The organism is Clostridium ljungdahlii DSM 13528 (assembly GCF_000143685.1).
Taxonomy (GTDB): Bacteria; Bacillota; Clostridia; order Clostridiales; family Clostridiaceae; genus Clostridium_B; species Clostridium_B ljungdahlii.
The window spans coordinates 2,860,548-2,880,551 of sequence record NC_014328.1; the positions used below are offsets into that span (position 1 = coordinate 2,860,548).

A 20,004-nucleotide genomic window follows, 5' to 3' on the forward strand; every position below is an offset into this window, starting at 1 on the left:
TTTATCTCACCTTCCTATTATTTTCTATTGATTTTAGTGCCTCGTCCAACTGCTCTTTGGCAATTCCTCCGCCGTGCCATACTGCATTATTTTCCATAAATGAAACGCCACAACCTTTAGTAGTATTTGAAATAATACATATTGGCTTTCTTCTAGTTTCTGGATCTGCTGGTGGAAGAGACTTCAGGGCACTACAAACTTCATACATGTCATTACCTTGAATCTCTATAACATCCCACCCAAAAGCTCTTATTTTATCTCCTAAAGGATCAATATTCATTACATCTCTTGTGAAACCTGTCATCTGTAGACGATTTTTATCAACAATTGCTACAAGATTACCAAGTTTATAATGACCTGCTGCCATGAAGGCTTCCCAATTTGAACCTTCTTCAATTTCGCCATCTCCTATGATGCAGAAAGTTCTCCAGTAGGCCTTTGACATTCTAGCACCTAATGCTAAACCTGTAGCTATGGATAATCCATGACCCAGAGAACCTGTTGATGCTTCAATGGCAGGAACATACTTTCTATTAGGGTGCATACCAAATTTAGCAGTATCTAAGGTTTCAAAATGTTCTATCATATATTCCATTGTATACATTCCTAAATCTGAAAATATAGTATACAATGTCTCACCACAATGGCCTTTACTTAAAATCAATCTATCTCTTTTTTCCCATTTAGGATTTTTAGGATCGTAGTTCATGTACTTGTAATAGAGAGCAACAGCCATATCAACAATGGATAATTCTCCTCCAAGATGACCCATACCTATTTCATAGATAAATGAGCATAACTTTTTTCGAATCTCTACTGCCTTATCTTCTAATTGTTTAACTTGTTCCATATCGACATTACAATACATAATAGGCATCTCCTTTTTTCATTTATTTACAAATGTTATTAAAAATCATTACATTTAATAAGTATTTTGGGATATTTTCCACTAATTTGAGCAGCAAAAGCTTCTTCTGCCTGATCAATAGTGAAAATTTTCTGTATAAAAGGTTTCAAATTCATTCTAGGCATAATTTGAGCAGCACGTGGATATGCATATGGAGCTACATTTATACTAGAAATAGTCAATTCCTTACTATACAATTTGTCATATAGATTCAGTGGCATATCATAATTTTTTGGAAACATTGCAATATAAAGAACAGTTCCCCCTTTTGCAGCTATTTCACTAGCTGCCGGTGCAGCATTAGGTGATCCCGAAGCTTCTATTACCAGGTCAAAACCCAATCCATTAGTTATTTTATTGGATTCTACACATACATCCTGCTCCAAAGGATTGATAACATAATCAGCACCAAATTCTTTGGCAAGTTCCTGTCTTTCCTTAATAGGTTCTATAAGTGTCAATGATGTAGCTCCAAACATTTTCATTGCTTGAAGTGACAATAATCCTATAGGTCCACCTCCTGAAATGGCAACTCTTTGACCAATCTTCATATTTGTTTTGTCTACAATTCTAACTGCAATTGACACAGGTTCTAACAAGCATGCTTCTTCTAAACTGACATCATCCGGAACTTTAAAAACCTGAGATTCATGCCACACTACATATTCGGACATACCAGGCTTATTATCCTGATATTCACAAAACTGCTCCTGACCATTTCGGCAATAATAACATGTACCACAAAATCTTAAAAAGTTTCCTGCAACCCTGTCCCCTACTTTTAATCCCTTTTTAGTAGCCTTTTTACCGATTTCCACAATAGTACCTGAAATCTCATGTCCTATTCCAAAGGGAGGTTCAAGACCAAAAATTCCTTCTACTAAATGTGGATCAGAACCACATATTGAACAGTAAGCAACCTTTATTTTAACATCCTCATCTCCCATTTCCTGCTCAGGCATATCTATAACCTGAACACGTCCCCTTTTATTAACATCAGGATCTTTTAAACTTCCTACCTTAACACAAGCAATAGTCTTCATAAATTAAAACCTCCTTATTTTATAATGTTGTCTGGAATCCACCATCAATACTTATATACCATCCATTAATATAATCTGATGCACTACTTGCTAAAAATACGGCAGTTCCCATTAGATCATTAAGTTCACCCCATCGACCACTTGGAATTCTATTTGTAATTTTATCGTAAAAATTTTTATCAGCACGTAACTCCTTGTTAACATCAGTTGCCAGGAAGCCAGGGCAAATTGCATTGGTTTGAATATTATACTTGCCAACCTCATTTGCAAATACTTTTGTTAAACCAAGAATAGCATGTTTACTTGCTGTATATGGTGGACATTTTTTATCCGCAGTAAAGGATAATGCTGAACCAATATTTATAATCTTACCGGAATTTTGTTTAACCATTTCTTTAACTACCCTGTGGCTGAGATAGTACACAGAGTTTAAATCAATATCAATAATCTTCTGCCATGCTGAATCTGGATACTCTAAAAATTCCGCAAACGTACTTCCACCTGCATTATTTACTAAAATGTCAATTTTACCATATTCTTTCAAGCAGGTATTGACAACCTGCTCAATATAATCCTTTTTCGTTAAATCTCCTTGCAAGAACTTAACCTTCTGACCAGTTTCCTCTATGAGGCTCTTAATTTCAGATACATCATCAGTAAAGTGAGGTATAAAAAGATCAGCACCTGCTTTTGCAAAAGCAACAGCATAAGCCATACCAAGACCTTGATTTGCACCTGTAACCACAGCTACTTTACCTTTAAGCGAAAATGCATTCATTGAAAAATCACTAAGCTTTTTTTCCATAATAACACCTTCCTAATATTTATAATTTTGTTGATTGGTCAGGGATTTCCTCTACTAACTCAACCAAACAATTTTCTTTATCATTTTTATGTCTTATATCTAGTTCTGCCATTATATCAGCTACTCTTTCTTCTGTTAAATTATAGAATACCATGAATATGATCAATGTAACTACACAGACAACAGCTGGCAAAATAGATGTCATAATTAAAATTCCATTCAAAGATTTTGCAGTTTGAGGTACATTAGGAATATATCCAACGTTAGCTAATATCAATGTAGGTATAACTCCCCCTACTGCTAATGAAACCTTTAATCCAAGAGTAATAAGTGAGTACACAACTGCGGCATGTCTTTTGCCAGTATTGTACTCAGCATACTCAACTGCATCCGGAATGATTGACCACAAACTGCCCATAAGTATACCATAGCCAAATGTAGCTACTGATTTAGCTATCATCATTGCTGCAATTTGTGAGACCGGAATGATATATAAAGCTGCTGATCCAATGGCACCTAAAATCAAACCAAGTGCAACAGTTTTTTTCTTTTTGATATGTCTAAAAAGCGAAGGCACAAAAGGAACTGCCACAACTGAAGGTAAAACATTCAACATAGAAAATAAAGCAACTAGATCTTTTCTATTTACGTTATAAGTCATATAATAAATTCCTGAAGCTGATTGTATAGACGAGAATGCATAAACACCAACAAACAGTAAAAACAATACGACACCTGGCTTATTATGTGTAATCTGATAAATAAATCCTTTAAAAGTAACTGGATCTAGATGAGATTTTACTCTGATACGTTCATGCAAAGTAGTATAACTATAAATCAAGATAGACGCACAAATAATAGAAAGTAAAATAATAGTCATCTGGTAACCTTTTGCTGCATTACCTCTGCCGAAAAATTGTGATAAAATAGGAATAAACAGTGCAACTACCACACCACCAGACTGAGCAAACATCATTCTTACGGAATTTAGCCTAGTCCTTTCCATAGGATCTGCTGTCATGACGGTTGTACAAGATACATATGGATTAATTATGAAAGTATATAATGTGAGCATCAAATTGTACGTGGCATACGCCCATATCAATTTGCCCGTATGTCCCAAATTAGGTACTGTAAAAGTCAAAATACCTGCAATGGCAAAGGGAATAGCTCCATAAATAAGATAACTTTTATATTTACCATGCTTTGGATTCATTCTTTCTGCAATAATACCCATGGTAGGGTCCCATATAATATCCCATCCTCTAGAAATAAGAAACATAACAGAAACTTCTACAGCAGTTAATCCATAAACATCAGTATAGTAGAATGTGAGAAACATTAAAATTGACTGAAAAACTAAATTCATTCCACCGTCTACAAGTGAATATCCTACTACTTCTTTGGTCGGAAGTTTATAAAAACCAGGGTTATCACCACTTTTTTCATACAAATTTATCGTTTTTGCCACTATTTCGTCAACTCCTTTTCAAATTTATAATAGCTTACAATTTTTAAAATCCATAGTAAGTTCAATGATAGTAAACGATTGCAAAATGTACCTTCTAAATAAAATGGCATGGTTCAAAAGCTTAGCTCCTCCTTTTCATTTTATTCACCACTTCTTAGTTATTAATTTTATATTATTTAGTCTTAACTTAAGTGTGTTTTTTTTATGAAAACGTGTACTTTCTATATTAATTTCATTATCTGTTATTCTTAAATATATTTTTTAAACATATAACTTTTTATATATTGGGGAAATAATATTTACAAATTGCTAATATATGTATACAATAAAATCATAGTTTAAAATTTATATACGAGTAATTAAGGTATCTTGGAGGTACTATGTAAATGTTTTCTAAAATTGTCTTATATGCAGAAGATAAAATTGCTAATATGATATGTAACTTCTACAGGACAACTAAAAGTGATTTTTATATTTCTTATATTGCTAACTCTTATAAAAATAGTATTGAAAAAGCAATAGAACTTAATGCTCAAGTTATAATTCTTCAACTTAAACACCCTGTATATAAAATTCATAATTTTTTCTACGATTTAGCGATGTCAAATATATATCCAATGATCCTAATTTTTAATGTCATTTCAGAAAATCAAATTATATACTCTATTACAAGTCACAAGGACATTACTTATATTAATAAAATAAAATCCTTTTTTACTCAGTCTTTAAGTAAAAAATATACTTGTCATTTTAACTATATTGGTGAAGAAAAAGATTCAAACTTGATAATGGACTTCAGAATCAGTAAACTAGAAAAAACCGAATATCTAAAAGATATTCTACGGGGAGTAATTAAAAGTGAATTTTTATATTATAAAAAAAAAGTAAACTTAAATCTAAATGATTACGGTTACTACGTATATATTTGTAATCTTATGGAAATTGAATATTCAGACCACTATTTAAATAAAAATATTTACTACTTAACTGGAGAAGAATTTATTAAAGAATGTGAAACCGTTCTTGATGAGTACAGCGGAGGTGAGGTTTTTTATATTGATCCCGATATTTTGTGCATAATTATCAATGATTTTAATTGTAGAAGTATTGCTAGCAAACAAAATAAACTTTTTGAAATTACTAACAAATTGAATAATGTAACAAAATCTAAGACAGCATTCAGATATATGAGCAGCTATATCAAAGATATTGAAAATATAAGAGATGCTTATGAATCTTTCCATTGTTTAAAAGCATATAATTTTTTCTGTTCTGACGCTAAATTACTCACTCAAAAATATATCAATTCAATAAAAAAAGAAATAGACTACACTTTAGTAGATAACACTCTAAAACAAATAAAAGAACTTATAAATTATGATATTTTTAATATTAAATTGAATAAGTTAATATATAAACTATTTTTAGATATTGTAAAACCAAGTCTTGACTACAATCTTTATTATTATTGCCATACTTCGTTGTCATCGGCATTAGCTGACAGGTATAGCAATCTATATAAAAAAATATTGCCGGAGAGTTCCCTATCCAAAAAAGTATTCTTCATCTCCATAGAGGATAAATGCAGTGAATTTATAGATTCTGTAAATCAACTCAAGTCTGAGCTTTCCAACAAATATATGATAAAGAATTCTATAGTTATTCAAGTATTAAACTTTATACATATTCACTATATGGAGAATATTACTGTAAATCTTATTGCATCTAGCTTAAATATTAGCAACTCATATTTAAGTCAGATATTTAAAAAGGAGATTGGTACAAGCATTATAAAATATATTATTAACTATAGAGTAGAAAAAGCCAAAGAACTTCTTTCTTCAAGTGACGAACTAATTTACAATATTGCTGAAAAAGTAGGCTTTTGTGATGAAAAACACTTTTCAAAAACATTCAAAAAAATTACTGGTCTAACTCCTATGCAGTATAAAAAGCAAAATGAGAAAGCCAAATATATCTAAAAACAAAGGGATAACTGTTCACCTAGGGTATTTCAATATTAAATATACGTAAGACAAACAAATACATTGCAGTAAATAAATTACTACCATGTATTTTAGCCAATATCCTTTTTAGCAAATCCTTTAATACTCATAAATATGAAAAATACTAAATATACACATACATAGACCATCATCCATACACTTGGTGTAGTAGACTTCCCTAGTATACCAAAACCAAAACCTGACATAGGATTAAATGTTCCTAAAGAAGTAAAAATAGTAGAAATCATTTTTCTATAAATTACTTCAAAAGGAGAAATTAAACTTGAAATTATTCCAATTGTAGAAAGGGAATCATTTTCAATATATGCTCCTGCTTGTTCCATCACTCCACCAATTAATCCAAGTACATATAAAGCCACTACTACTATCCCATTATTTAAGGTTTTGAATTTAGTACTTCCATAAAGAGATATTGATAATATAGTCAAAGGCTGCAAAATAAAAAACAAGAATCCCTTAGCAAGTGCTGCTGTCCCAAAAGTTTCTACCATAGATATTCTATTTACAGTGGAAATAATAATTACTGCTATATAAAGAAAAGTACTGTATAAAATAATAAGAATAGCTGTACCCAGGTATTTCCCAATTATATATTCTTCTCTCTTAATTGGCTTTGTTAAAATGGTTAAAATAGTTCCATTTTCTATTTCAGAAGAAACCATTCCTATGGACAGCATTATAGTTAAAAATGCTACAAGTATAATGGAAAAATAAAACCCAATTATAGAAATAGTTGAAGAAAGATTAGCAATCATATCTATCATGCCATTATTACCAGTCACATTATTACTTGTAAATTTAAAGATAATAGTTAAAAGGATAAGGTATACTATGGTCAATATGCCTATAAAATGAAAGATTTTCTTTCTATAAATTTCCTTAAAAGTGGAAAGTGCAATAATAAACATTATTCTTCACCTCCTTCAATAAGTTTTATAAATATCTCTTCCAGACTATTTCTGTGAGGAGTAAGTCCATACAACTTTCCACCACCTGATATAATTAACGAAGCAGCTTCATGTATCTCATAGTTTTCCTTAACATGCATTTTAATGTTTTTCCCATCGAAAGTCATATCTTCATCAATTTTTTCAAGCTTATTTAAAATTTCATTATTCATATTTTCTACATGAATGTCCAAAACAGTGTTTCCCTCTAAAAGATCATCGATTTTTCCTTGTTTTACAATACTTCCTTTACTTATAATAGCTACACTATCGCAAATCATTTCTACTTCACTTAAAAGGTGACTATTTAAAAATACAGTTTTATCCATATCTTTTAGCTTCAATATAATATCTCTAACTTCTTTTCTACCTATAGGATCTAATGCAGAAGTAGGTTCATCTAAAAAAAGAAGCTCAGGATCACAAAGAAGAGCACTTGCAATTCCTATTCTCTGCTGCATGCCTTTACTATAAGTACCTATTTTACTTTTTTCAGCACCTTTTAAATTAACAATTTCAAGGACTTCTTCTATTTTTATAGAAGAAGTCTTCTTATCAAGTTTATATAATGAAGAGTGGAAGGACAGGAGGTCTAATCCTGTCATCCATTCTTGATATTTAAAAAGTTCAGGCAAATATCCTATCCTTTTCCTGGTCTCCAAATCCCCAATAGGCTTACCTAATATACTTGCATTTCCTGAAGTGGGAAACAGCAGCCCAACAATGGTTTTTATAAATGTGCTTTTTCCTGCACCATTAGGGCCTAGAAATCCATAAATTTCACCTTTAGCTACAGATATATTTATATTTCTGCATCCTTTGTTATTCTCATATATTTTAGAAAGATTTTCTGTTTCGATTACCAAATTTATCACCTCATAGACTTTGCTGTTTCCAGTAATTTATTTTTATCTACATTACCATCAATGCTAATTAAAACATTGTCTTTAAGAACTAAAATAGAAGAATGTATCTTTTCCTTATCATTTTGACTGGTATCAAAGCATCCAATGGCTTTCATACCATTTATATTCATTTCTTCAGATTTACCTCCTACATTTGGAATATACAAAGTACTTTTCCAATCCTTCATGGATTTCAGCTGATTTTGCATATCTTGCGGCAGTACTGAAAGATCTGAAAGTGCATTAAATATTTCATCCACATCTGCACCATCAGGTGCCACAATTTCCGGTACTTTGGTTTCTGAAACAGCTATACGGTCGCCATTTGTTGAATCTTCATACATAATGCTTAACCCTCCAGCCATGTTTAAAGAAAAAGTCTTTCCATCTAAGTCTTTAGGAAATAGTTTTTTCCCTCCTAAAGATTTAAGAAGCCCATTTATATTTTCTACATTTAAAGTAAAATCCATTTTGGAAGGCTTATCTATTGAAATATTCTTTACTTCTTTTGATTGCATATTTTGAGGTATAGATATTGTGAATGGCAGTGTTTTTTTTGCTTCATCTATAGTAACATTTTTTTGTTCGCCGCCCTGATATTTAACTTTGCCTATTTTATCAATATTAATATCTGCCTTATGGTCTATAAGTTCATTTTTAAGTTTTGTAATATCATCTAATGAAATATTTACACTTTTGATATCCTTTGCTCTAAAAATTGAAACTGCATTAATAACTGATGCTCTTATAGGCTCTACAGAAACACAAGTGGTTATGACAATGGCTGCGCAAGCTGCTGCTGCTATTTTTTTATATTTTTTCATAATTTTAAACTCTCCCTTTTTATTTTTTACTTCAATATCCCTATTTTCTATTTCTACATGATTTATTTTAAAATCTCTCTCATAATCTTGAAGTTTTTCCACGGCAAAACTATTTATAGACTTCAATTCTTTATAAACTTCTTTGCATTTTCCACATTGAAAAAGGTGCATTTCTACTTCTTTTATTTCAGTATTACTAAGTTCTCCATCAATATATGCTTGAATGCTTCCTTCACTTAGACACTTCACTTTTTATTCACCTCTCTCTTCTAAGCTTAAATAGCTTTCTTTAAATTTTCTTTGTGCTCTCGATATAAGTGTGCCTACAGAGTTTTTATCTACTCCAATTATTTCTGCAATTTCACTATATTTGTATCCTGAAAATTTAAGAACCAGACACATACGATCTCTAGGTGGAAGTGCATTCAGTACTTTTTTAGTTAAATCTACCTCACAATTATTAATTGCAACTTCTTCAATTGAAATAACGTTATCTGTTTCTTTTTTGTAAATCATCTCATTTTTTCCCTCATGAATTTTTTTATTTCTTATATAATTGTAGGAAGTATTGGTAGAAACCTTATTTAACCATGCAGCAATGTTATTGTGGTCAGGTGGTGAATTATATAACTTCATAAATACTTCCTGTGCCAAATCTTCAGCTGCATGCATGTCCCCAGTAAGGTAGGAAATTCTTCTGAAGATGGTGTCATAATATTTCTCATATACAGCTTTAAAATTTTGCTCATATTTTTTCTTTTTAAAATAACTGATAACACCCATATTTTTGACTGTATTCCTCCTTCTAGGTAACCTTGTTCAAAAGCTTTTGATTAATATATTCTAGAATATACTTGATACCTTTTTTGTTAAATTTGGTATCTATAATATTAACACATAAGTATTAAAAATTATGACAAGAATTATGATATAATTAATAAACTATTTTAAAATCATGAAAAATAACAATTTTAAATGGAGGTATACTATAATGAACAAAATTAAATTAAACAAAGAAAAAAAGCAAGAAATGATTTCTACAATAAAGGACTATTTTCTAAACGAAAGAGATGAAGAATTAGGCGATTTGGCCTCAAGCTTGATACTAGATTTTATAGTAGAAGAATTAGCTCCAGAATTTTATAATCAGGGAGTTTATGATTGTTATAAATATATTACTGATAGAAATGAAGATTTATTATCCCTTCAAATATATTAACTCATATGCAAATTAGGAGAATGTTAAAAATATGATATATAAACATGAAGATAAACGTAATAAAGAATTGAGAGTTGATTGTAAAAAATGTTTTGGATTATGCTGCGTTGCATTATACTTCTCAGCGTCCGAAGGTTTTCCAACTAACAAAGATGCAGGTAAATCCTGTATAAATTTACAACCTGATTTTGCCTGTTCTGTTCACAAAAATCTTAGGAACAAAGGCCTTAAAGGTTGTACTTCCTATGATTGTTTTGGTGCTGGTCAAAAATTAGCCCAGATTACCTGCAGCGGACGTGATTGGCATCAAGGCTCTGAATACGCTAAGAAAATGTTTGATGCCTTTTTAATTATGAGACAGCTTCACGAAATACTATGGTATCTTTCTGAAGCACACACCCTACAAACAGATAACAATATCAAAAAAAACATAAACTCCTTAATTGAAAATACCGAAGGCCTTACTCTGCTTGACATTGATTCTCTATTATCACTAGATGTAGAAACTCATAGAAACAAGGTTAATGTAATACTTAGAAATACAAGCGAGCTTATACGTTCCAGAGCTCATAGAAAAAAACCTTTATCTCACAGATTAGATTATTTTGGTACAGACCTGAGAAAAACTAATCTTAGAGGTGCAGACTTAAGGGGAACATGCCTTATTGCTGCAAACCTTAGAGGAGTTGATTTAAGTTATGCTGATCTCATTGGAGCTGACCTGCGAGATGCTGATCTCAGCGAAGCCAATCTCTCAAAAAGCATCTTTCTTACTCAGTCTCAAATCAATACAGCTAAGGGTAATTCCCATACAAAACTGCCTATAATGATAATCCGCCCAAGCTATTGGTCAAAATAATTATAGCTAATATTATTAAATAAACAGAGTTCTTGGCATCAGATGGAGTTTTGACTCCACCTGATGCTTAGAAATCGTTATCCAGGGATGTAGCTGCTCTTTACTCCCACTTGGATAAGGGAGTATTAGAGCAGCTAGTCATCGGATAAACATCCTAGGGAAGTCATTTCTGACTTCCCTTAAAAAATGTTATAATTAGGATATAATTAAATTATAATATAGTACGCACTTTTAAAATAGTGTACTTAAAGGAATGAGGGGTTAGTTTATGTTTCATGTAGTTGATTTTGAAAAATGGGAAAGGCGTGAACACTTTAAATATTATACTGAACGGCTTAAATGTGCCTATAGTATTACCGCAAATCTTGATGTTACTTTATTTAAGGAATCATTAAGAAAAAATAATTTAAAATTTTATCCTTCATTTATCTATTGTGTTAGTTATAACATAAATTCTATGCCGGAATTTCGTATGCGTCTTGGGGAAAACAGCCAATTAATTGTATATGATATTGTCCATCCTAACTATACAATTTTTCATAAAGATGATCATACATTCTCGGACATTTGGTCAGAATATACAGATGACTTTTATAAATTTTATGATAATTATAAATGTGATATGAAAAAATACTCACATATTAAAGGTGTAAAAATTAAGGCAAACCAGCCTAAAAATTTCTACTGCATATCTTGTGTCCCATGGCTCACATTTACAGGATATTCAACATACAGCAGCGAATCAACTCCATCTTTAATGCCAATTATAACCTATGGGAAATATCATGAAGAAAATGGAAAATGGTTAATGCCATTTACTGTGACAATATCACACGCAGTGGCTGATGGATATCATGTAAGTAAATTAATTAACAGCATCCAAGAAACAATAGATAAACAGAGTTTCTTGGTATCAGATGGAGTTTTGACTCCACCTGATGCTTAGAAATCATTATCCAGGGACGTAGCTTCTCTTTACTCCCACTTGGAAAAGTGGGAGTATTAGAGCAGCTAGTCATCGGATAAATTTAATATTGAAAAAAGTAAATCAGTTTTATGATTAATGCGCTATTGCAAGTTATGTAGTCAATTTAATTTACCATATGAATATTAATATATATTATAGATAATAATATATATTACAGATATGAAAGGATGTGTACAAAATGGCATTAAATAATGCAATGACCGCTGATTTTTTACGATCTGCATATGGTGGAGAAAGTATGGCTCATATGAGATATCTCATTTGGGGAGATCATGCTGAGAAAGCTGGATATCCTAACATTGCCAGACTTTTTAGAGGCATAGCCTATGCAGAATGGGCACATGCTAAAAATCATTTCAATGTACTTAAAAATCAAGTTGGTGACAATACAGTTGCAGCTGGTGCTGTATTTGGAAATACTGATATTATAGAAAACCTTCAGGGAGCAATAAATGGAGAACTTCATGAAGTAGATCAAATGTATCCTGTATATCTTGAAACTGCAAGATTTCAAAATGAAAAAGATGCTGAAAGATCATTTCATTTTGCACTAGAAGCTGAAAAAATACATGCCAATATGTTTAAGGGGGCACAGGAAGCAGCTAAATCAGGAAAAGATATTCCAAATCAAAAGATATATGTTTGTCCAATTTGCGGATATACATACATGGGTGATAATGTCAGTGATTGTCCAGTTTGTGGTGCAAAGAAAGAAATCTTCAAAGAATTTTAATATTAACAATATTTTTAACGTTTTCTCATAAACAGAATTCTTGGTTTCAGGTGGAGTTTTTTTTTCCATCTGAAACTTAGAAATCGTTATCCAGGGGCGTAACGGCCGTTATCCCCCACTTTATAAGAAGATGGGGGTATTACGGCTGGTAGCCATCGGACAAATACATTGAGCCTGTATCAAAATAATTTTGATACAGGCTCAATCTTAAATTAACAATCTAGCATAGTTTTTCCTTCACCACACAGCTTTTCAAAATCTTTTGTAAATGCCTTTATTGCACAATCAACTGCATCTAATTTAATTAATCCTTCAATTACATCTGGAGCAACTGTTGCGGCGCCAACACCATATTTCGCTAATTCTAAAACTTGTTGTGAATTTTTAAAACTTGCTGCAAGAACTTCTGTCTTTAAATCATTCTTTTTAAATATATCATGAATATCTTTTGCAACTTTTATACCATCTGCACCTATGTTGTCAATTCTATTTACATATGGAGCTGCATAGCTAGCACCAGCTTTTCCTGCCAAATAAGCCTGCATCTGTGTATAGACAGCAGTTGCTGTAATATTAGTACCTTCTGCTGCAAGAGCCTTTATTGCCTTTAATCCTTCTCTTGATACTGGAACCTTTACATACGTACTAGGCCCCAATTCTTGTTGAATTTTATGTGCCTCTCTAACCATTGATTCAGCATCTTTGGAAACAACTTGTACGTGAAGTTCTGCATCTTTTCCAATAAACTTTCTAATTGCCTTTAATACCTCATAGGGATTTTTTCCTTCTTTAGCTAGAATAGATGGATTAGTAGTTACTCCATCTATTGGATAATAAGCATACATTTCCTTAATTCGATCTAAATTTGCAAAATCTACAATAAGTTTCATAAATCTGATTTCCTTTCTTCCATTGCATATTGCAATTTATTTTAAGCTTCAATAATGAGGCTTTTTACTCCTGCGTTTCTTGCCACTTCTCTAAACTCGTTCATTTCATCTTCAGTATACATTTTAGGATTATCGTAAAAACAATATTCTTCTTCCACTAAATTATACTTTGCCTTGGCAAGAGGATTATAATTCAATAACTCATATTTTACATCTGGATAAATACCAATGATAAATTTACCTATAGCATAGATATTTTCTTTAGTTGCCGTCATTTTGGGAATAAGCGGCGTTCTAATAATTACCTTATTTTTTTTATTCGATTCCAATATAAATTTTATATTTTCTTTTATTTCATCATTGTAAACTCCAGTTAACTCTTTATGTTTTTCCCTATTAAATACTTTTAAATCTGCATAAATAGAATCCAGATAAAAAAGAACATCCTTAATTGTATCTTTAGCTGCGTAAAGTGAAGTTTCTATTGCTGTATGAATTCCATTTTCTTTTAACATCTTTAGTAAGGATATTGCAAAGTCTTTTTGAAAAAGTGGTTCTCCTCCTGATAAGGTAACTCCTCCACCATATTTAAAAAACGCTTTGTCTTTTAACACAAGCTTTACTAATTCCTCCACAGTATATAACTTACAGTCCATAGTCAAACATCCTGCCGGACATGCATCTATAGGCTCTTTCCACTCATCTGTGGCACTTTTGTCAATATAAAGCTTGTTGTTCTTTAATGTAATGGATTTATTTTTGCACACTTTAGTACAGTTTCCACAGTGTATACACTGATTTTCTAAGTACATGAGCTTAGGCTCTAAGGAAAATCCCTCTGGATTCTGGCACCACACACATCGAAGTGGACATCCCTTTAAAAAGATTGTGGTTCTAATTCCATCTCCATCATGCGTTGAAAATCTCCTAACATCAAATACTTTACCAATCATTTAATCACCTGCACTTATATATTACCATAACTTGTTCTAGCAATAATTTCATTTTGAAGTTCTCCTGCCAATTCTGTAAAATAAGCAGTATATCCTGCAACTCTAACAGTTAAACTTCTATAATTTTCAGGATTCTTTTGTGCTGCAATCAAATCTTCTTTTCTCACTACGTTGAATTGTATATGTGGTATTTCTAAATCCACAAAAGTTCTTAAAAATTTAGCAAACTTATCTATATTGCTTTCAGTCTTAAAGAATTCAGGTAAAAACTTCATATTTAAGAGTCCACCATTAGTAGTTAAGTAATTGTCCAATGAAGAAACAGACTTTAATACTGCTGTGGGGCCGGCGATATCTCTCCCATATACAGGAGACATACCTCCATCTGCCAGAGGTGTTTTTGCATATCTTCCATCTGACGAAGCTCCAACATTTTCTCCCATAGGTACGTGAGCAGAGACTGTATACATTCCTGTATGATATCTGCCGCCACGATAATTTGTATAGCAACTTAACTTTTTACTGAAAAATCTTGCCCACTTTGCGCCAAGTTCATCAACATAGTCAATGTCATTGCCATACTTTGGTGCACGCTTAAGCAGCATAGTACGTATTACTTCATATCCTTCAAAATTATTTTGCAGTGCTTTTAGTAAATCTTCTTTTGATATTCTCTTTTCTTCATATACTAAAAGTTTAATAGCAGCTAAACTGTCTGCCAGGTTAGCTATTTGTATCATCTGAATTCCTGAAAAGTTATAAACAGCTCCTCCTTTTGTAACATCCATTCCCTTTTCAATACAATTGTCAATTACAGAAGATAAAAATGGGGATGGCAATATATCCATGTGTGCTTTTTCTATCTCTTCACAAGCTAGTATCATTTTATCCATAAAATAAGTTATATTCTTTGCAAAAGCTCCTTCCAATTCTTCAAAAGTTTCATAATCAGTTAAATTTCCTAAATCAGGGCCAATTTTGTCCCCACTTAATAGAGACTTTCCATTGTTTAAAGTTAACTCCAATGTTTTGTCTAAATTAAACATAGCAGCATCACTCCAGCCAAGATTATTGCCTTGGGTAGTGATTTCCACACATCCTACAACAGCGTAATCCCTTGCATCTTTTTCTTTTACACCTAACTTCATCATGGAAGAAATAATAGCTTCATCGTTAAAAAATTGCGGCATTCCACTTCCCTTTGACACTACTTTCACTGCTTCCTTTAAAAACCTCTCATTAGTTTTTTTGTGAAGCCTTACTGATAAGTTAGGCTGTGGTAATCCTAAATGCTCTTGTGCTTTTAAAAATATAAAAGATAACTCATTAAAAAAATCATTACCTTTTTCATCTTGGCCGCCAATTACAACATTGAATCCAATTGGAAAACCTGCAAAAAACTTTGCACTGTGTGAGTTTCTCAAATAGACAATTTGATTGAATTTAAGCCAAAGACATTCTATAATTTCTAAAGCTTTTTGATTATCAATTTTTCCACTGTCAATGTCTTTTTTATAAAATGGATACAAGAATTTATCCATTCTACCTGGTGAAAAAGAAGATGCATTTGATTCCATGTGAAGAATAACAAATAAAAACCAAACAGACTGTACAGCTTCATGAAAAGACTTTGGAGGATTCATACTCAAGCTTTTACAATTTGCTGCAATCTGAAGCATGTTGGCCCTATTTTCTTCATTTGATTCTTCCTTTGATCTCTCTATTAAAAGATCATGATATCGCATCATAAACCTTTGGGTACCTTCCATTACCAAAATAACACTGTTATAAAAATCCTGCTGCTTTTTACTAGCATCTTTTAATCTCACAGCAGCTTGATTTTTTAATCCCTCAGGTCCGTATTTTAACCAGCTTTCACAATCTGGACAAATATGCCCCTGCGCATGATCTTTTTGATTGATTTTAACTACCTTTGCAATTTCATCTATCTCTTTTCCATACCGTTTTCTAATTACATCTTCTAAGGATTTTCCATTAAAATATGGTTTAATAATTTCTCTAAAAGTAGTAATATCTTCTTTTCTTACATTAAATCTATCTTGAGGCCTTGTTGGAAGGGTTTCTATTTCACGATCAACCCAAGAGCTTCCGCTTTCAGGAAATACAACACCATATCTTACACCCATTGTACGATTTCCAACAATCATCTCTTCTGGTTCTACCGCGATATTTAAGTGTGTCAATGCATTTTTTAGAGCAAGTGCCCTTTTAATAATAATGGGTTTATCTTCATTTTCTTTATATGTTTTTGTGATAATAAGTGCTTGCTCAATAGATACGTATCTCGGCTCATCCATCATTTTTTTCTTCAGCCAAGCTATTCTGTCAGTTTGAATTAACTCTTCCATACAACTCACCTCTTTATTACCTATAGAATATTTTTATTATTATCTATTATTTGCACTTATATTATACAGTGCTTTTTAGTTTTTTACAACAATATTTGTATTATTGTTTATTGTTTATTATTGTTTTATATTATGATATGCTCTTTAAGGCATTTGAAAGAAAATAACAAGTCAAAGATGCGACGAATATTTTTTATCGGACAAGGAGTCAGGTTCCGCAGATAGTGAATCCTATCTAAAGGTTCTACCGACGCAATATGATAAAAAATAGGCTAGCATACTCAATGTTGTATTTTATACATAAAATATAAACAGTGTCTAATTTTTCCTTTATAAAATTTGCATATTCGTTCATGAGTGAACCTCCTTAAAAATCAATGTAATTAAGGGGCTTCGCCACATTTTTTCTACTATTTGTCAAGTCTTTTTGAAGATTTTGATAAATTTATTATGTAAAAAAAGAACAGGTATGTATTTTTAAACACACTCTGTTCCATAACTATAGCTTGTTTCAGAAATTGATCAATTTTAATGACTATCATCATATGAGTTTATACTTAAATATGATAGTTTTTATCGGCTCAACTTCTGAATCCAAACCTATTCATTTTTTCACAATGTTATTTTTTCTGTGGCTGTGGCTTCACAATATAAACTTTTCCTGTCTTGGGGTCCAAAACGGCAGATCCTACATTGCCACTTGAACTTTTATCTTTCATCTGCGTGGTCAATTCTTTCGGATTATTGATCTTTATAAGTTGTTTTTGGTTTAAAATGATTACCAAGTTTTTCATGTCTATATTCCAGAAAATCATAATTGAAAGTAAAAGTCCGCAGATAAAAACAAGCATAACATCAACAAGATTTACCACGCTTTCCATGGGACTTATCTCTTCCCTGTAACTGGCTCTTTTGGATTGAAGTCGTCCTCTGTTCAACATAATCTTCTCCTTTTGCTGTATAAATTACTTCACCCCGGTTTTAGAAGTATCTTTGCTTTTACTCTCGTCGGTTTTAATAATATACATTTTTTTTGTCACCGGATCTTCATAAACCTGTCCCATATCTTGATAACTATTACTCTTTGTCTTGTTAATCTGGTTACTCGCATTCATTTTAATATTCCAGAGAGAAGCAATTGAAACCATTAAGCCGCAGGCGAAAATCAGCATGATGTCAATTAAATTGACCACACTTTCCATCGGGTTAATTGCCTGCCGGTTATTTTTTCTTCTAGACTTGATTAATCTTCTTCTCATAGCTTTTTTTCATTCCTTTCTCATCAATTAAGCCGATTAGCTTATCAGGAACATCAATGATTTTATCCATCAAACTTTCTAGGATAGCTTCATTGGTGCTGATATAACCCTCATACCAGTGACTTCTCAAATAGGAAATTGAGAAACAAATCGCTGCGACGAATACTCCGGATATGGTCGTATCAAAACCGACGCCGATAGAGCTGGAAAGAGTCTTGATATCGCCCTTCCCCAAGGCTACGATTCCGGGACCCAATGGAATCAAGGTGCCCATCAGGCCGATCATTGGCCCCAGTTTGGCAATCAGATCAGTAGGCGCCATAATTTTCCGATAATAAGCGTCTTCTATGCTTATTAGTTTTTGCGCATAGGCTGCCAGAGAATTTTCTGGCATATTTTCAGCCTCAGTTAGTTTTACGGCGAGCTGTTTCTGACGCTTAAGCAGTTTGCTGTCCTTGATGATTTGTAGGGCGAGCTCCTTCCCCACACGGTTGATTTTCTTTAATAGTTCCGGAATGTCTTCTTTCATTTTTCTACGTTCTATGATGTACTCCATCAGGAGATCCCCAATTTGCCAGATTGTGATGACAATCATAATAAGCAGGACAACCATACAAGGGTTGAGAATGCCTTGGCCGAAAGTGTGAAGAATATTTCTTAAAGAATTTCCTATCATAATAACCTCCAAATTTTCGTGATAAGGTAGTTGGTTAGTTTCAATTTGAGAGCTAACCGACTATCCTTTTTTTCTTAAATGTAAAACTTTTATTTCTATCAATTCACGAACGATAGCGTTTGTTTATTATTGTAAGGCAAACGCTGTCGTTTGATTAGCGCAATGATAGAATGCCCTATTGCCTGATAACAAATGCCTTCTTAATTCTTAACTATTACTGCACTACAGCGCTAAATCCAAAGTTTCTGAAAACACTGCTGCCGTTTGTTTTAGCAATATCTGCTTTGAGAAAATTAACAAGTGCCTGGGCTGCTGGTGCTCTGACAGTATCATTCATGGCAGCATTCGTGATGCCAATAGGATAGATGATATTAACATCTTTGCTATCTAACACGATAAGCTGGGGTTGAGTTTTAGCGTCAGTTGCATAGACAGAACCGAGTTGGTTCACATTCTTAGCAACAGCGTTCAGCACATTGGTAACGTTGCTATATAGCGCTGCATGAGTTAAAATGTCATTCCATGTAGTGCTGTCGATGGCATCGAATACCTGCTTTGTGTAGGTTCCTGCCGGTACAACAGCCGGGTCTCCAACGGCAATTGTCGTGCCGGGATTATCATTCAACCAACCTAATACGTCTGAATATTGAAGGCTGTTTTCTGTAAGACCGGTGTTTGGATTTCCGACGAGCACCAATTTGTTATTAAGCAAATTGTATACCGTGCTAGCTTGTATGATATTTGCAGTGACCGCAGAATTCATTCGCGCCAAATCCGCAGAGAGGAAAACATCGGCGCTATGATTGGGATCCGCTTTCATCTGATTGAGCAGATTTCCGGAGCTGTCATAGGTCACATTAACCTTTGTGTTGGGATTCTGGTCCTCAAACGCTCTTAGCAGGGTGCCGCTCGGATACACTCCGTTCACCCGCTCACCAAGGGAATAACGCGTGCTGGCGGCTGCCATTAAATTAAGCGTTGTTGTTGAATTGGTGCCGGTGGACGCCGCAAATGAAGGAGTCGCGAGGCCCAGCATTAGTACTATGCTCAGCGCAAAGGATGAAACGAACTTTAAGAGTTTATTGGATTTCATTATTTATCACTCCTTAATAATTTTTTTGTAAATGTG

Annotated in this window: 20 protein-coding genes; 5 read left to right on the top strand and 15 right to left on the bottom strand. The window is 32.7% G+C overall.

Annotation, left to right across the window (positions count from 1 at the left end; genetic code table 11):
• Position 1 precedes the first annotated feature (1 nt).
• The 4 genes from CLJU_RS12725 to CLJU_RS12740 are packed head-to-tail and all read right to left on the bottom strand — an operon-like array spanning position 2 to position 4,226.
• Entirely contained in the window at positions 2-868 is an 867-nt protein-coding gene (locus CLJU_RS12725; RefSeq protein WP_013239231.1) for a transketolase, read from the bottom strand.
• A gap of 38 nt (positions 869-906) precedes the next feature.
• Entirely contained in the window at positions 907-1,950 is a 1,044-nt protein-coding gene (locus CLJU_RS12730) for a zinc-dependent alcohol dehydrogenase (protein WP_013239232.1), read from the bottom strand.
• A gap of 19 nt (positions 1,951-1,969) precedes the next feature.
• Positions 1,970-2,755, bottom strand: coding sequence for an SDR family oxidoreductase (locus tag CLJU_RS12735; RefSeq protein ID WP_013239233.1), 786 nt, complete (start codon positions 2,753-2,755; stop codon positions 1,970-1,972).
• 19 nt (positions 2,756-2,774) lie between these two features.
• Positions 2,775-4,226, bottom strand: coding sequence for an MFS transporter (locus CLJU_RS12740; RefSeq protein ID WP_013239234.1), 1,452 nt, complete (start codon positions 4,224-4,226; stop codon positions 2,775-2,777).
• A gap of 386 nt (positions 4,227-4,612) precedes the next feature.
• Between CLJU_RS12740 and CLJU_RS12745 the strand changes: the two genes are divergently transcribed.
• Positions 4,613-6,208: a helix-turn-helix domain-containing protein gene (locus tag CLJU_RS12745; RefSeq protein WP_013239235.1), complete on the top strand. Its 1,596-nt coding sequence runs from the start codon at positions 4,613-4,615 to the stop codon at positions 6,206-6,208.
• A 95-nt stretch (positions 6,209-6,303) separates the two neighbouring features.
• On the opposite strand, the gene CLJU_RS12750 is transcribed toward CLJU_RS12745, so the two are convergent.
• Genes CLJU_RS12750 through CLJU_RS12765 form a run of 4 tightly spaced genes read right to left on the bottom strand, consistent with a single transcriptional unit; the run spans position 6,304 to position 9,712 of the window.
• Positions 6,304-7,161, bottom strand: coding sequence for an ABC transporter permease (locus CLJU_RS12750; RefSeq protein WP_013239236.1), 858 nt, complete (start codon positions 7,159-7,161; stop codon positions 6,304-6,306).
• Positions 7,161-8,066, bottom strand: a complete 906-nt coding sequence (locus CLJU_RS12755) for an ABC transporter ATP-binding protein (protein WP_013239237.1) — start codon at positions 8,064-8,066, stop codon at positions 7,161-7,163. The genes CLJU_RS12750 and CLJU_RS12755 overlap by 1 nt, the downstream gene beginning before the upstream one ends.
• 5 nt (positions 8,067-8,071) lie before the next feature.
• On the bottom strand, positions 8,072-9,178 hold the full coding sequence (locus CLJU_RS12760) for an anti-sigma factor family protein (protein WP_013239238.1): 1,107 nt from the start codon (positions 9,176-9,178) through the stop codon (positions 8,072-8,074).
• A gap of 3 nt (positions 9,179-9,181) precedes the next feature.
• Positions 9,182-9,712: an RNA polymerase sigma factor SigX gene (locus tag CLJU_RS12765; protein ID WP_013239239.1), complete on the bottom strand. Its 531-nt coding sequence runs from the start codon at positions 9,710-9,712 to the stop codon at positions 9,182-9,184.
• A gap of 208 nt (positions 9,713-9,920) precedes the next feature.
• On the opposite strand from CLJU_RS12765, the gene CLJU_RS12770 reads away from it, so the two are divergent.
• From CLJU_RS12770 to CLJU_RS12785, 4 genes are all read left to right on the top strand, one after another.
• Entirely contained in the window at positions 9,921-10,148 is a 228-nt protein-coding gene (locus CLJU_RS12770; RefSeq protein WP_013239240.1) for a DUF2164 domain-containing protein, read from the top strand.
• Between the two features lie 31 nt (positions 10,149-10,179).
• Positions 10,180-11,007: a pentapeptide repeat-containing protein gene (locus CLJU_RS12775; RefSeq protein WP_013239241.1), complete on the top strand. Its 828-nt coding sequence runs from the start codon at positions 10,180-10,182 to the stop codon at positions 11,005-11,007.
• A 268-nt stretch (positions 11,008-11,275) separates the two neighbouring features.
• Positions 11,276-11,953 (top strand): chloramphenicol acetyltransferase, encoded by a 678-nt coding sequence (locus tag CLJU_RS12780; protein WP_013239242.1) that lies wholly within the window; start codon positions 11,276-11,278, stop codon positions 11,951-11,953.
• 220 nt (positions 11,954-12,173) lie between these two features.
• Entirely contained in the window at positions 12,174-12,728 is a 555-nt protein-coding gene (locus CLJU_RS12785) for a rubrerythrin family protein (protein ID WP_013239243.1), read from the top strand.
• 212 nt (positions 12,729-12,940) lie between these two features.
• Here CLJU_RS12785 and CLJU_RS12790 read toward each other — a convergent pair whose 3' ends face one another.
• From CLJU_RS12790 to modA, 7 genes are all read right to left on the bottom strand, one after another.
• A complete protein-coding gene (locus tag CLJU_RS12790) occupies positions 12,941-13,618 on the bottom strand; it encodes a fructose-6-phosphate aldolase (protein ID WP_013239244.1) in 678 nt (225 codons plus the stop codon).
• Between the two features lie 41 nt (positions 13,619-13,659).
• Complete coding sequence (locus CLJU_RS12795; RefSeq protein ID WP_013239245.1) at positions 13,660-14,571, bottom strand: glycyl-radical enzyme activating protein; 912 nt, start codon at positions 14,569-14,571, stop codon at positions 13,660-13,662.
• Positions 14,572-14,585: 14 nt separating this feature from the next.
• Positions 14,586-16,940, bottom strand: a complete 2,355-nt coding sequence (locus tag CLJU_RS12800; RefSeq protein ID WP_013239246.1) for a glycyl radical protein — start codon at positions 16,938-16,940, stop codon at positions 14,586-14,588.
• 620 nt (positions 16,941-17,560) lie between these two features.
• Positions 17,561-17,881 (bottom strand): DUF2149 domain-containing protein, encoded by a 321-nt coding sequence (locus CLJU_RS12805; RefSeq protein ID WP_013239247.1) that lies wholly within the window; start codon positions 17,879-17,881, stop codon positions 17,561-17,563.
• Between the two features lie 24 nt (positions 17,882-17,905).
• Positions 17,906-18,199, bottom strand: coding sequence for a DUF2149 domain-containing protein (locus CLJU_RS21365; protein WP_013239248.1), 294 nt, complete (start codon positions 18,197-18,199; stop codon positions 17,906-17,908).
• Positions 18,174-18,875 carry a MotA/TolQ/ExbB proton channel family protein gene (locus CLJU_RS12815; RefSeq protein ID WP_013239249.1) on the bottom strand — a complete coding sequence of 234 codons (702 nt, stop codon included), beginning with the start codon at positions 18,873-18,875 and terminating at the stop codon, positions 18,174-18,176. The genes CLJU_RS21365 and CLJU_RS12815 overlap by 26 nt, the downstream gene beginning before the upstream one ends.
• A gap of 214 nt (positions 18,876-19,089) precedes the next feature.
• Entirely contained in the window at positions 19,090-19,968 is an 879-nt protein-coding gene (gene modA / locus CLJU_RS12820; protein WP_013239250.1) for a molybdate ABC transporter substrate-binding protein, read from the bottom strand.
• Positions 19,969-20,004: the final 36 nt, after the last annotated feature.

Bases quoted from the DNA above. Each gene is read 5' to 3' on its own strand.
- CLJU_RS12765 (WP_013239239.1), bottom strand. From the start codon at position 9,712: ATGGGTGTTATCAGTTATTTTAAAAAGAAAAAATATGAGCAAAATTTT.
- CLJU_RS12815 (WP_013239249.1), bottom strand. From the start codon at position 18,875: ATGATAGGAAATTCTTTAAGAAATATTCTTCACACTTTCGGCCAAGGC.
- CLJU_RS12780 (WP_013239242.1), top strand. From the start codon at position 11,276: ATGTTTCATGTAGTTGATTTTGAAAAATGGGAAAGGCGTGAACACTTT.
- CLJU_RS12770 (WP_013239240.1), top strand. From the start codon at position 9,921: ATGAACAAAATTAAATTAAACAAAGAAAAAAAGCAAGAAATGATTTCT.
- CLJU_RS21365 (WP_013239248.1), bottom strand. From the start codon at position 18,199: ATGAGAAGAAGATTAATCAAGTCTAGAAGAAAAAATAACCGGCAGGCA.
- CLJU_RS12785 (WP_013239243.1), top strand. From the start codon at position 12,174: ATGGCATTAAATAATGCAATGACCGCTGATTTTTTACGATCTGCATAT.
- CLJU_RS12730 (WP_013239232.1), bottom strand. From the start codon at position 1,950: ATGAAGACTATTGCTTGTGTTAAGGTAGGAAGTTTAAAAGATCCTGAT.
- CLJU_RS12775 (WP_013239241.1), top strand. From the start codon at position 10,180: ATGATATATAAACATGAAGATAAACGTAATAAAGAATTGAGAGTTGAT.
- CLJU_RS12805 (WP_013239247.1), bottom strand. From the start codon at position 17,881: ATGTTGAACAGAGGACGACTTCAATCCAAAAGAGCCAGTTACAGGGAA.
- CLJU_RS12735 (WP_013239233.1), bottom strand. From the start codon at position 2,755: ATGGAAAAAAAGCTTAGTGATTTTTCAATGAATGCATTTTCGCTTAAA.
- CLJU_RS12790 (WP_013239244.1), bottom strand. From the start codon at position 13,618: ATGAAACTTATTGTAGATTTTGCAAATTTAGATCGAATTAAGGAAATG.
- CLJU_RS12795 (WP_013239245.1), bottom strand. From the start codon at position 14,571: ATGATTGGTAAAGTATTTGATGTTAGGAGATTTTCAACGCATGATGGA.
- CLJU_RS12750 (WP_013239236.1), bottom strand. From the start codon at position 7,161: ATGTTTATTATTGCACTTTCCACTTTTAAGGAAATTTATAGAAAGAAA.
- CLJU_RS12800 (WP_013239246.1), bottom strand. From the start codon at position 16,940: ATGGAAGAGTTAATTCAAACTGACAGAATAGCTTGGCTGAAGAAAAAA.
- CLJU_RS12725 (WP_013239231.1), bottom strand. From the start codon at position 868: ATGTATTGTAATGTCGATATGGAACAAGTTAAACAATTAGAAGATAAG.
- CLJU_RS12745 (WP_013239235.1), top strand. From the start codon at position 4,613: ATGTTTTCTAAAATTGTCTTATATGCAGAAGATAAAATTGCTAATATG.
- modA (WP_013239250.1), bottom strand. From the start codon at position 19,968: ATGAAATCCAATAAACTCTTAAAGTTCGTTTCATCCTTTGCGCTGAGC.